Raw genomic sequence first — 12845 nt, forward strand, 5'->3', positions numbered from 1 at the left:
TTTCAAAAAAGACGACTCCATTTTGTTAGGAGCCGTCTTTTCAACCTTATGCTTTCAGCTCTTCAATACGCTTTTGAACAGCTTCGCGTTTTGCGACATAGTCACGTTCTTTCGCACGCTCTTCTTCTACGACACTTTCAGGCGCTTTTTTCATAAAGCCTTCGTTGCCAAGCTTTTTCTGGACGCGCTCTACTTCTTTTGTCAACTTATCAAGCTCTTTTTGCAGACGAGCGATTTCCTCATCTAAGTTGATTAAGCCTTCAAGCGGCAGAATGAGCTCTGCTCCAGAAATAACAGCCGTCATCGCTTTATCACTAGCTGGGACATCTGTGCCAATTTCAAGTACACTTGGGTTCGTAAAACGCTCAATATATGAACGGTTTTTCTCTAAGCGTTCCTGCACATCAGATGTAGAAGCTTTAATGTAAAGCTCCACCTGTTTGCTCATTGGCGTATTCACTTCACTGCGGATGTTACGAACAGAACGGATGAGTTCCACAAGCAGCTTCATATCAGCAGACGCTTGTTCGTTTGAAAGCTCTGGCTTCACCTCAGGCCAAGCCGCTACAGTAATCGATTCACCTTCGTGCGGAAGATGCTGCCAGATTTCTTCTGTTAAGAATGGCATGAACGGATGAAGAAGTCTCATCGTCTGATCTAATACGTACGCAAGGATCGAACGAGTCGTTTTCTTCGCTGCTTCATCTTCTCCATAAAGCGGAAGCTTCGCCATCTCAATGTACCAATCACAGAAATCATCCCAAATGAAGTTGTATAAATGTCTGCCCACTTCACCGAATTCATACTTGTCAGCTAGCTGTGTGACACTTTCAATCGTTTCATTTAAGCGGGTTAAAATCCATTGGTCAGCGACTGATTTTTCTCCAGTCAAATCAAGCTCATCATACGTTAAGCCATCCATGTTCATTAAAGCAAAACGTGATGCGTTCCAAATTTTGTTCGCAAAGTTCCAAGTGGATTCAACCTTTTCAAAGCTAAAGCGAAGATCCTGACCTGGTGAGCTTCCAGTTGCTAAGAAATATCTTAATGAATCTGCACCGTACTTGTCGATGACCTCCATTGGATCAATTCCGTTACCTAGCGACTTACTCATTTTACGTCCTTGTTCGTCACGGATCAGCCCATGAATCAGAACGTCTTTGAACGGTTTTTCTCCTGTGAATTCAAGACCTTGGAAGATCATGCGAGAGACCCAGAAGAAAATGATGTCATAGCCTGTAACAAGCAGGTTTGTTGGATAGTAGCGCTTGAAGTCTTCACTATCTGCATCCGGCCAGCCCATTGTCGAGAAAGGCCAAAGCGCTGAACTAAACCATGTATCAAGCACATCGTTATCCTGTTCCCAGTTTTCTATATCTTCTGGTGCTTCCAGTCCAACGTATACTTCTTTCGTTTCTTTATGATACCAAGCTGGAATGCGGTGTCCCCACCATAGCTGACGAGAAATACACCAGTCACGGATATTTTCCATCCAGTGTAAATACGTCTTTTCAAAGCGGTCTGGAACAAATTGAACTTGGTCGTCCCCATTTTGAAGGTTAATGGCTTCGTCTGCCAACGGCTGCATTTTTACAAACCATTGAGTAGATAAATAAGGTTCAACGACAGCTCCGCTTCTCTCACTATGACCAACTGAATGCATATGGTCCTCAATTTTGAACAAAATACCCTCTTCTTGCAAGTCTTTTACAAGCTGTTTACGGCATTCAAAGCGGTCCATTCCTTTGTATTGCAGTGCATTTGCATTCATTGTGCCATCTTCATTCATGACAAGAATACGCTCTAGGTCATGGCGGTTTCCAAGCTCAAAGTCATTCGGGTCATGAGCAGGTGTAATTTTCACAGCTCCTGAGCCAAACTCTATATCGACATAGTCATCAGCAACGATTGGAATCTCGCGTCCTGTAATTGGCAAGACCACTGTTTTTCCAATTAAATGCTGATAACGTTCGTCATCAGGATGCACGGCAACGGCTGTATCTCCGAGCATTGTTTCAGGTCTTGTCGTCGCAATTTCAATTGAACCCGTGCCATCTGAAAGTGGGTATCTTAAGTGATAAAACGCGCCTTGAACATCTTTATAAATGACTTCAATATCAGAAAGTGCCGTTTTCGTCGCTGGATCCCAGTTAATGATGTACTCTCCGCGATAGATCAGCCCTTTTTCATACAATTGAACAAACACTTGGCGTACCGCTTTATTCAGACCTTCATCTAATGTAAAACGTTCACGTGAGTAATCAAGACCAAGCCCCATTTTCGCCCACTGACTGCGAATAAAGTCCGCATATTCTTCTTTCCATTTCCACGTTTCTTCCACAAATTTCTCCCGGCCAAGGTCATAACGGCTTACGCCTTCTTCGCGAAGCTTTGCCTCAACCTTTGCTTGGGTCGCAATACCGGCATGATCCATTCCTGGAAGCCATAGAACGTCATAGCCCTGCATCCGCTTCATACGTGTCACGATGTCTTGAAGTGTAGAATCCCACGCATGCCCAAGGTGCAGTTTTCCTGTCACGTTTGGTGGAGGAATGACGACTGTATATGGATCTTTCGTTTTGTCATTTTGTGCTTCAAAGAATTTTCCTTCAAGCCAGTACGTATAGCGGTCTTTTTCAATCGCATTTGGGTCGTACTTTGTTGGCATTTCTTGATTATTTGTTTCCATTTATGTAACCTCCACATTTTTTCGGCTGATGAAACATAAAAAAGCCTTTTCATCCTTATAAAAGGACGAAAAAGCTTTTTCGCGGTACCACCTTTTTTCATGGAACACATAGACGTGTCCCATACACTCTAAAGGATAACGGGGTTCTCCCGAATTTCTCTACTTGTTCATTCAAGAAATTAAGCTCACAGGCGACCTTCCAAACAAGTGCATCCTAGGAAACCTTTCAGCTCATGGTCTCCCTCTCTTTAGGGTCTTGCTTGTACTCTTCCTGATCCACGCTTACGATATATCACGTTCATCAGCACATACTCATCTTTTATTTATATTACTAAATGCCTTTTGTTTTCGTCAATCATCTTTTCCGCTTTTCTTCTTCTTTATACAAATTGGGCAAGCACCCTTTTCCTCTTTGCTCATATGATAATAACAAAATGAAGAAGGAGGGCGTTTGCTTTGAAAAAGATCAATCCTTACACACTTCCCCCCTGGCTGAGACAAATTCGGGCAGTGGCCTCCCAAGTCGTTCTCCCGATTGCGATATTTCAAGGGTTTCGTACGATCATTTTCCCCACAACATTTGACGTCCTCATCCTAGGTATTCTCATTTTTCTCGCCTGCGCCTTTCACCTTGATTGGTTTTAAAGACTCGCGCTTATGTACACACAAAATAACCTCGTCATTCCGCTGATGACGAGGCACTTTGTTCTTCTTCAAGCCGTCTAGCCTGCTCAATCTCGTGAATCTTCATGACGGTCGGCTCTGAATTTTTCATCTGCCAATACGCTCTTAACAGCTGTTGACAGCTTTCCATCTCATCCTGCCCGCCTGCTTCATAGGTTTTAACTGTATCAAACAGACCTTGCGGATAAGCAAGGTAACTAAGAAACAAATGAAGCTCTTCCTCCCGAAGAGGATTTCCTTTTTGGTACGTATAAAACAAGGAAGTGCATTCAGGACAAGACGTGGGATAGGTTTTGAATGTCCGATAGTAAAAGGTCAGAAGGTCATAAATGGGGGCGGCTTTTTTAGACCGCTCAAAATTGGTGAAATGTCCTGTACCCACATCATTATACAAAAAGTGATGAATCGACAGCTGCCCATGATTTAACACAACACGAGTTGTTTCTTTATCTTTCATTTCTTCATGCCAATCTTCTAGTCGTTCAAGGGCAAATTCGCTGGCAGACATCGCCTCTGAAAAATACATCGCAGCAGCCAGTTCAAATGGCGACATATACCAAGTTTGCTCTGCCCGCTCTATGAATCGTTCATACATGTCTTTCTCTGTTTCCCATTTGGTCTTGATTTGTGTGTAGTGCGCTTCGATCTCTTGCTCTGTGATATCCATCATCACTTCAGTCCGCTTATGAAGTCTTGCAATCTCTTGAAATAAATATTCATGTTTATCGTCCTGCTCTTCTCTCTTTTCATTCGTCAGCCAAGGCATGAGATAGTATGCGTACTGGCTTTCACGATGACTTGAGAAAAAAGAACCGCTCTTCGTCCGATAAATCGGCACAAAAGAGCGATAGCCCTTTGATTCTAGTTCAAGCATTTGCTCTGTAAACTGCATATGCCTGTTGGCTTTTACTCGCTTTAAGGCAAATACGCCCTGCTTTGTATATACTTTGACGACAGCAGGACTGACAGGTTCAACGTATTCCGCCTCAAGCCCGTATTCGTATAGGACAGATTGGATCTCATCCACGTTCACTCACCACATTTTCTCGATCGGTCATCTCTTGTTAGGCATTGCTTTTTTGATATTCAGGAATATAAAGAATCTGCCCTTCTTCAAGCTCCGCATCCACCGATAATGAGTTTGTGCGAAGAAGCTGCTGCACATTCAACTGATATCGCTCACAAATACGATCGACCGTATCTTCTTGCTGAACTATACATATTTTCATGCGAGAAAAATCTTCCTCCTCCTGCTTAGCAAACAGCTTTGTTAAATAAAGAGAGTTTTCACTGCCAGACGTTTCTCTCACATCTTCTTCAAACGCCTCTTCTTCTTGAGCTGACTCATATACTTTTGGCGCTTCTCGTTCATATAACCGTCCGAGCTGGTACGTGTCATCCTGCGCCTCTTGCTCCTCTTCCACGTGATAAGCCGGTGATTCAAATACTGGATACGGCTGAACCGTTTCTTCCAGCTCTTCAGCTGCTTCGGGATCTTTTCTCACTTCCACCTCAAAGAATGTATCCTCCCGTTTCTCTTCTTCTAAGAGCTTAGGCGGTTCAAAAAATGGTGGTTCTTGCACCTGAGCTTCTGGTAAGGAGCGATAACCAAGCGCCACTTCTTCTTGGCTCTCCGATTCTTCCAGTTCTTCGGTTTCTTCTTCCCTACTCACCAGCTCTATCTCAATTTCTTCTTCCTGCTTTTCTTCTTCGGCGCGCGTGTCATGCTGTAATACAGCCTGATCCTCATCAATCTCACGTTCATAGTTTTGTAGCTCTTCTTGCTCTTCATCTTCTGGCTGCAGCTGATAATCGTAGGTCACGTCGCCATATTCTTCTTCAGAACGATGAACAAATTCATACGGATCCTCTACAGGCGCTTGGGGCATTTCCTCGTCTAATAGACCCTCAATCGCCAGATCAGCTTGAATGGTGAGCAAACGATTTTCTGTCAGCTGGTAATCAAACGCATCAATAAACACAAACACATCATTTAAATGACTGATTTTGTTTTTAGGAATCGTGATATCGACTGGGAATTGATGCAGAAGCTCCGCCGTCCCGTCTTCTCTGACCTTCACCTCATCAGCTTCTCTGTATGATGCATAGGAACTCAATTCACCCAATAGCTCCTCTTGATTTATGTTGTATTCTCCTGTTAGCTCGAGTGAACCTCTAATCGAAACATAATCATTCACTTCTTGAACGAGAATGTCAGGATCGAGAGAAATAGACAGCAGCTCACTGACTTCCTGTCCGCTTTTGAAATAGATGGATTCTTCTACTGAAAACTGTAATCGATTGTTTTGAGACAAGTCGGTGTCCTCCTTTCATCTAATCCTTCAAAATAAAATTAGATGTCAATACAGATGTATGTGAGGGGCAGTGAAAATATGATTGGTTTTCAGCAACACAAAAAAGCCGATATGTCTCCATATCGGCTTTCGTTTATCGACGTAGTTTTTGAAATACTTTTTCCACTGTCTCAATCGTATATTCGATGTCTTCATCTGTGTGAGCTGTTGACAGGAATAGTCCTTCGAATTGAGAAGGGGGAAGGAAGATGCCGTGGTCGGCCATTTCCTTGTAAAATTCAGCAAATAAAGCGAGATCAGCTGTTTTGGCTTTGTCATAATTAACCACTTCTTCATTTGTAAAGAAGAATCCAATCATCGAACCCGCACGGTTAAACGTTAATGGAATTCCATGTGCTTTCGCCGCATTTGAAATGCCTTCTTCCAGCCGGTCTCCTTTTCGTCTAAACTCTTCATAAGACTCAGGTGTCAGCTGTTTTAAGGTTTCTAAGCCTGCTGTCATCGCAAGTGGGTTACCAGATAACGTTCCTGCTTGATAAATTGGACCGCTTGGCGCAATTTGTCTCATAATATCCGCTCTTCCGCCATAAGCGCCGACCGGAAGACCGCCTCCGATCACTTTACCAAGACACGTCAGATCAGGTGTGATGCCAAAGTAGCCTTGCGCGCAGTGATAATCCACACGAAAGCCGGTCATGACCTCATCAAAAATGAGTAAAGCTCCGTATTGCTCTGTGATGTCTCTCAGCCCTTGTAAGAAACCGTCTTGCGGAGGGACAACCCCCATATTTCCTGCAACCGGCTCGACAATGACACCTGCAATATCGTCTCCAAATTCCTGAAAGGCAACTTGAATGCTTTCTAAATCATTGTAGGGCACTGTGATCGTGTTGCTTGCAGTTCCTTCAGGTACCCCTGGGCTATCTGGAAGCCCTAGCGTTGCGACACCTGAACCTGCTTTAATGAGCAAAGAATCACCGTGGCCATGATAGCAGCCTTCAAATTTCACAATTTTATTTCTGCCTGTAAAGCCTCGAGCCAGACGAAGTGCACTCATGGTTGCCTCTGTACCAGAGCTGACCATACGAATGACTTCGATAGAAGGAACCCGCTCTGATACAAGCTTAGCTAATTCATTTTCAACTAATGTCGAAGCACCAAAGCTTGTCCCCTTTTCTGCCACTCGCTGAATGCTTTCAACCACACGGTCATTCGTATGACCTAAAATAAGCGGTCCCCACGATAAGACATAATCGATGTATTCATTTCCATCAATATCATAGATTTTGGCGCCTTTGCCTCGTTCCATAAAAATCGGATCTGTGTTCACTGATTTAAATGCACGTACAGGGCTGTTGACACCACCAGGCATTAAATGCTGCGCTTCTTCAAATGCTTGCTTTGATTTTTCATAGCTACGTCCCATTTCAACGTCCTCCTGTCTATCCGTTCTTTATTCTGAGAGCCATTTTGCTGCATCTTTTGCATGATACGTAATGATGAGTTCTGCTCCTGCACGTTTCATGCTTGTCAGCATTTCAAGAACAAGCTCTTTTTCAGAAATCCACCCATTTTGAGCAGCGGCTTTGACCATTGCATATTCTCCGCTCACATTGTAAGCAACAATAGGGAGTGTAAATTCATTTTTCACATCACGCATAATGTCTAAATAAGAAAGAGATGGTTTCACAATGAGGAAGTCAGCTCCCTCTTCTACGTCAGATTGCGCTTCTCTTAGTGCCTCTAAACGGTTTGCAGGGTCCATTTGGTATGTTTTACGATCTCCAAACTGCGGTGTGCTATGCGCCGCGTCACGAAACGGACCGTAAAACGCACTTGCATATTTCACAGCATATGACATGACAGGTACATGAATAAAGCCAGCTTCATCAAGCGCCTCACGAATGGCAATAACAAATCCATCCATCATATTAGAAGGAGCAATGATATCTGCACCTGCGCGCGCTTGGCTAACAGCAGTTTTCGCTAATAGCTGAAGAGATTCATCATTTAAAATTTCTCCATCTTCAACGATTCCGCAGTGTCCGTGATCTGTATATTGGCATAAGCAAGTGTCTGCAATGACCACAAGCTCTGGGAAATGCTTTTTGATCTCAAGCGTTGCTCTTTGAACAATGCCATGATCGTGATACGCCTCACTGCCCACATGGTCTTTATGATCTGGAACACCAAATACAATAATTGATTTGATGCCTAGATCGACAAGCTCTTGGACTTCTTCTTTTACAAGGTCCACTGAAATGTGATAAACACCCGGCATTGAAGGGACTTCTTTTCGGACATTTTCTCCCTCTACAAAAAAGATCGGATAAATGAAATCAGATGGTCTTAAAAAGGTTTCTCTGACTAATTCTCTCATTCCTGCACTTGTCCGCAGTCTGCGGTGTCTGTTAAATTTCATCATTGGTTCAACTTCCTTTCAGATAAACGGCACATCAATTCAAGCATTCCGTCTATCGTATAAGTATCTGGGGTTTCAGAAGAAATCCCGTATTGAAGCAGCGCCTCTTTTGTCAGAGGACCGATCGTCACAAAACAGGTGTCAGAAGCAGCTAGCTTCGCTGCATCTGCCTCCATGGCATGCATAAATGAATGGACAGTGGATGAACTCGTAAATGTAATAAAATCAAATGATTGCTTCGTCATTGCCGTTTTGAGAGCGGCAATTCCTTCCTCATCCTTGACCGTTTCATATAAAATCCATTCCTTTACTTCTATGCCAAGTGGAACAAGCGTTTTCTTCACGACATCTCGAGACAGGTGTCCTTTTGCTACAAACACACGCTCTCCCGGACGCACATGGTCAAGCAGCGCATCTGCGAGCTCTTCCGCTATGAATCGTTCTGGTACGACATCCACCTTCAAGCCGTGCTGCTCAAGATAGGCAGAGGTTTTCTCACCTACCGCAGCCACTTTCAAATGGGATAAACTCTTATGTAAATGATGGTCTTCTATGTAGCTCAGAAAAAAAGACGCCCCATTTACACTCGTGAAAACAAGCCATTGGCTATTTTCTAAGTCCTTTAAAAAGGCCTGCGCTTTTTCATTTGTGAGCGTAGGCTCAAACCGAATAAGAGAGGTTAAAACAGCATGGCCGTTCAGCTCTTCAATCTTCTGCTGAAACACACCCGCTTGACGTTCATTTCGAGTGACAAGCACCGTCTGTCCGTGAAGCGATTGGCCTATGGTCATTGGGAGGACAGATCCTTTTTCACCTTGTCGATTAAATCCTTTGCTCCCTTATCAGCCATCTGCTTCGCACATGCTGTTCCAATTGCCTCAGGGTCATAGCCTGATACAGTTTCTCGAATAATCGTGTGTCCGTCAGCAGATGCCACAAGACCCGTCAGTTCAATTTCATCGCGCTCATTTATCGTTGCATAGCCAGCGATCGGTACCTGACAGCTGCCATCCATTTGTTTGAGGAAGGCTCGTTCAGCGAGAACCGTTTTCTTTGTGTATTCATTCGTAAATTGAGTGAGGAGCTGCAATAGCTCTTCATCATCTCCGCGGCACTCAATTGACAAAGCGCCTTGGCCAACTGCGGGCAGACAAGTCTCAGGAGATAAAAATTCAGACACGACCTCTTTGCTCCAGCCCATTCTGGACAGACCGGCAGCCGCTAGAATAATGGCATCATATTCTTCATTTTTCAGCTTTTCCAATCGTGTATCAATGTTTCCTCGAATCCATTTAATGTTCAGATCTGGTCTTTCCTGAAGAAGCTGGGCACTTCGCCGTAAGCTGCTCGTTCCCACAATAGCACTTTTCGGCAGCTCATGAAGACGCAGATGATCCTTCGATATAAGAGCGTCCCTTACATCTTCACGCTCAGGAATACAGCCAATGACTAATCCTTCAGGAAGAGCAGCCGGCATATCCTTCATACTGTGAACTGCCATATCGATGTCGTGATTCAGCATCGCCTGTTCAATTTCTTTGACAAACAGTCCTTTTCCGCCAACCTTTGATAAGGTCACATCTAAAATTTGATCACCCTTTGTCACAATCTCTTTTATTTCAAAAGAATAAGAAGGGTTTAGTTCAGACAGCTTTTGAATGACCCATTTTGTTTGTGTAATTGCAAGCTTACTTCTTCTAGAACCTACTTTAATTGTACGCAATTCGTCTTCCTCCCGACAATGCCCTTAAGACTCATCATTATTTATTGAAACCAATGAAAGGTTGATAAGCTACCAAGCAGAAAATAATTGATCATCAGCACAAGGAATGAACCGACATTCCACAGTGCCACGACTTTGCCCTGCATATTTCTCACCAATCTGATATATAAGTAAACACCATATAAAAACAGCATAATAAACGAACCAAGCACCTTTGTATCTGTCCAGTACAACGTATCATACGAAATATATGCCCAAATGATGCCAAGAATCAAACTAAGTAAGAGCATCGGCACGCCAATAATGTTTAATACGTATGCCATATGATCAAGCTTCGATAAATCTTCAATTCTTAGAAGCCATTTTCCCCATTTTTTCTTTTTCAGCAAACGATATTGAAAGAGATAGAGAAGAGAGAAAGCAAATGAAAGTGAAAAGGCACCGTATGATAAAATCGCCATCGTAATATGGATCACTAGCAATTCACTCGTCAGCTTCCCCGTTAGTTCTGCTGAGTGGAGATCCGATGGTGTAAAGGTGTGAATCGCCATCAAGGAAAAACCGATGACATTTGTAAAAAAGACGATAAATTCAACACGCAGTACTTTTGTGAGAACAAGTGAAAGTGTCACAAGCACCCACGTATAAAAATATAACCCCTCTGCTACATTCAACACAGGGAATCGGTCTGTTTCCATCATAATATAGAACATGTAGACTGTTTGCAGCAGCCAGACAATAGAAAGCAACCAGAAAGCCATTTTTCCAGCCTTCCGGTTGTGTTGAAGAAAATCTATGAAATAGAACAAGACACTTAGTGCATAGATCAAGGTCGTCGCTTCGCCTAGTCTCGCTACAATGGATTCCATCATCGCTTAATCACTCACTGGCAACTGTAGCAAGGCCTTGTGCCATATTTGGTTTAAACAGCTGAAATGACCCTTGCTCCACCTGCATCGGCTCCGCCCTTTGCTCTTCATCTTCAACCTGTAAATCAAAGATTTCTTTGAAGAGTAAAAGTTTTTCCTCTGCATTCGGCTCCGCGGCAATTTCTTTTGCCTTTAAGATAGGATCTTTCAGCATTTGATTGATAATGCTTTTCGTATGTTTATTTAATAGCTTCATTTCACGATGTGTGAGATTCGGAAGCTTTCGCTCAATACTCTGCATCGTATCCGCTTGAATCGTCAGCGCCTTTTCTCTAAGTGCAGAAATGACAGGAACCACACCAAGCGTATTCAGCCATTGCTTAAATTCCACAATTTCTGCTTCAATGAGAAGCTCAACCTGCTCAGCCACCGCACGACGCTCTTTTAAGTTAGCTGCCACGATGCCCTCAAGATCATCAATGTCATACAAAAAAGCACCTTCTACTTCAGAAATGGCTGGATCTAAATCACGGGGCACAGCAATATCCACCATAAATAGAGGTCTGCCTTTCCGCTTTTTATTCGCACTTTCGACCATTTCTTTTGTAATGACAAATTGTTTCGCACCAGTGGAACTAATTAAAATGTCCGCTTCGGATAATGTTTTTTCCAATTGGTTTAAGCTTTTAGGCTCTCCTGAAAAACGGCCCGCCAATTCTTTTGCTTTCTCATACGTTCGATTGATAACCGTTACTTGACCAATCCCTTGACCTTGAAGGTTTTGAGCCGCTAGTTCGCCCATTTTACCCGCACCAAGAATCAGGACATGTTTATCAGAAAGACGTCCAAAGATTTTTTTCGCAAGCTCGACAGCAGCATAGCTGACAGACACGGCATTAGACGCAATGTCTGTTTCCGCATGAGACCGTTTTGCAACGGTGACCGCCTGTTTGAATAAATAATTGAAAACGGTACCAATGGTCTTCTCCTCTTGAGCTACTTTAAAGCTAGAGCGCACTTGACCAAGTATTTGTGTTTCGCCAATCACCATGGAATCAAGTCCACAGGCCACACGGAATAAATGCTCGACCGCTCCATCATTTTCATAGAACTTCAAATACGGCGAGACATCTTCCTTTTCTAAACCGAACCAATCAGCTAAAAATCTTTTTATATAAAACCGTCCAGTATGAAGCTGATCTACCACTGCGTAGATCTCTGTTCGATTACATGTTGAGATGACGATATTCTCTAGAATGCTTTTTTCTTCTTTAAGCTTGGACATCGCTGTTCCGAGCTCGCTCGGTTCAAAGCTCAGCTGTTCCCGTATCTCAACAGGGGCTGTTTTATAATCTAAACCCACAACAAGAATATGCATAACTTCAGCTTGCACCCCCAACGCCCTGTCTAATTTATAATAATTACAATATAGAATTTATTATTTATAGTGATTATAACATATATTCATTTTTAACTGGATGAAAATTGTGAACAGATTTCAAAAATGTTGTGATATAGTAGAAAAATGTTCGACACCCATTATGCCATATCATCACTTCAAGCAATTTACCAGATTTGGCGCGTGCGGACAAATGATCTGCTTAAAAGAAGGTGACATCTTTGAAGAAGAAATCCATTTTGCTACCGCTCACTTTGCTGGCTGTAGCGCTATATGCCATTCTCTCAGGAGGTCAATTTGACATTTGGAAGGATCAAGAGAAATGGTATACACTCGTACTGCTTTTTGGCCTTGCTTTCTTATATCAAGGAAAGAAGGAGCAAGAACGCGCTCATGTGTTTATCGGTATGCTGATGACGGGCCTTTCGCTACACTTTATTCTTCAGCCGAAATTGGACTACTGGCCAGACACATTTACGATGATCGTATTCATCGTTGGACTTGCTCTTTTTGTGAAATCATCTCAGAAAAAAGAATATCGTATTGAAAGTGTTGTTCTTATTGCACTAGGTCTGTTCCTTTATTTCTTTCAGCAAATTACAAAGCAGCTAAGTTCCCTTTCGATCCCTACTTCCGGTTTTGAATTGTACTGGCCTTATGTACTGATTGCTGTCAGTCTCCTCTTATTATTTTTAAAAAGGAAATAACTTATACAATAAAAAGGCATCTGCTCATGACAGATGC

The 12845-nt window shown here is 42.9% G+C and carries 11 protein-coding genes and 1 other annotated feature; of the genes, 2 read left to right on the plus strand and 9 right to left on the minus strand.

What is annotated here, in order from left to right; all coding sequences use genetic code 11:
* Positions 1–46 precede the first annotated feature (46 nt).
* A complete protein-coding gene (locus MHB79_RS12595; RefSeq protein ID WP_106032649.1) occupies positions 47–2689 on the minus strand; it encodes a valine--tRNA ligase in 2643 nt (880 codons plus the stop codon).
* Positions 2690–2747: 58 nt separating this feature from the next.
* Positions 2748–2977 (minus strand) — a binding site (T-box leader).
* A gap of 168 nt (positions 2978–3145) precedes the next feature.
* Between MHB79_RS12595 and MHB79_RS12600 the strand changes: the two genes are divergently transcribed.
* The gene (locus MHB79_RS12600; protein ID WP_003216497.1) at positions 3146–3334 is read left to right on the plus strand and encodes a hypothetical protein; all 189 of its coding nucleotides are present in this window, start codon (positions 3146–3148) and stop codon (positions 3332–3334) included.
* A 34-nt stretch (positions 3335–3368) separates the two neighbouring features.
* On the opposite strand, the gene ysxE is transcribed toward MHB79_RS12600, so the two are convergent.
* The 8 genes from ysxE to hemA all read right to left on the minus strand — a co-directional run bounded on the left by ysxE (position 3369) and on the right by hemA (position 12080).
* Positions 3369–4400, minus strand: a complete 1032-nt coding sequence (ysxE, locus tag MHB79_RS12605) for a spore coat protein YsxE (RefSeq protein WP_050943646.1) — start codon at positions 4398–4400, stop codon at positions 3369–3371.
* A 37-nt stretch (positions 4401–4437) separates the two neighbouring features.
* Positions 4438–5688, minus strand: a complete 1251-nt coding sequence (locus tag MHB79_RS12610; RefSeq protein ID WP_226803786.1) for a LysM peptidoglycan-binding domain-containing protein — start codon at positions 5686–5688, stop codon at positions 4438–4440.
* Positions 5689–5821: 133 nt separating this feature from the next.
* The gene (gene hemL / locus MHB79_RS12615) at positions 5822–7114 is read right to left on the minus strand and encodes a glutamate-1-semialdehyde 2,1-aminomutase (RefSeq protein WP_003216796.1); all 1293 of its coding nucleotides are present in this window, start codon (positions 7112–7114) and stop codon (positions 5822–5824) included.
* A 27-nt stretch (positions 7115–7141) separates the two neighbouring features.
* Complete coding sequence (gene hemB / locus MHB79_RS12620; protein WP_050943644.1) at positions 7142–8113, minus strand: porphobilinogen synthase; 972 nt, start codon at positions 8111–8113, stop codon at positions 7142–7144.
* Entirely contained in the window at positions 8110–8901 is a 792-nt protein-coding gene (locus MHB79_RS12625; RefSeq protein WP_003216187.1) for a uroporphyrinogen-III synthase, read from the minus strand. Before MHB79_RS12625 ends, hemB begins: the two co-directional genes overlap by 4 nt.
* The gene (gene hemC, locus MHB79_RS12630) at positions 8898–9833 is read right to left on the minus strand and encodes a hydroxymethylbilane synthase (protein ID WP_340989897.1); all 936 of its coding nucleotides are present in this window, start codon (positions 9831–9833) and stop codon (positions 8898–8900) included. The genes MHB79_RS12625 and hemC overlap by 4 nt, the downstream gene beginning before the upstream one ends.
* A 41-nt stretch (positions 9834–9874) precedes the next feature.
* Entirely contained in the window at positions 9875–10705 is an 831-nt protein-coding gene (locus MHB79_RS12635) for a cytochrome c biogenesis protein (RefSeq protein ID WP_050943641.1), read from the minus strand.
* A 7-nt stretch (positions 10706–10712) separates the two neighbouring features.
* Positions 10713–12080, minus strand: a complete 1368-nt coding sequence (hemA, locus tag MHB79_RS12640) for a glutamyl-tRNA reductase (RefSeq protein WP_050943640.1) — start codon at positions 12078–12080, stop codon at positions 10713–10715.
* A 242-nt stretch (positions 12081–12322) separates the two neighbouring features.
* Here hemA and MHB79_RS12645 point away from each other — a divergent pair, with 242 nt between their 5' ends.
* Positions 12323–12808 carry a hypothetical protein gene (locus MHB79_RS12645; protein WP_340989899.1) on the plus strand — a complete coding sequence of 162 codons (486 nt, stop codon included), beginning with the start codon at positions 12323–12325 and terminating at the stop codon, positions 12806–12808.
* The last annotated feature ends 37 nt before the right edge of the window (positions 12809–12845 follow it).

This window comes from Bacillus sp. FSL M7-0558, from assembly GCF_038003245.1.
Taxonomy (GTDB): Bacteria; Bacillota; Bacilli; order Bacillales; family Bacillaceae; genus Bacillus; species Bacillus pumilus.

Excerpts from the sequence above, each read along its gene's own strand:
- hemB (WP_050943644.1), bottom strand. The coding sequence starts at position 8,113 with ATGATGAAATTTAACAGACACCGCAGACTGCGGACAAGTGCAGGAATG.
- MHB79_RS12595 (WP_106032649.1), bottom strand. The coding sequence starts at position 2,689 with ATGGAAACAAATAATCAAGAAATGCCAACAAAGTACGACCCAAATGCG.
- hemA (WP_050943640.1), bottom strand. The coding sequence starts at position 12,080 with ATGCATATTCTTGTTGTGGGTTTAGATTATAAAACAGCCCCTGTTGAG.
- MHB79_RS12635 (WP_050943641.1), bottom strand. The coding sequence starts at position 10,705 with ATGATGGAATCCATTGTAGCGAGACTAGGCGAAGCGACGACCTTGATC.
- MHB79_RS12625 (WP_003216187.1), bottom strand. The coding sequence starts at position 8,901 with ATGACCATAGGCCAATCGCTTCACGGACAGACGGTGCTTGTCACTCGA.
- hemL (WP_003216796.1), bottom strand. The coding sequence starts at position 7,114 with ATGGGACGTAGCTATGAAAAATCAAAGCAAGCATTTGAAGAAGCGCAG.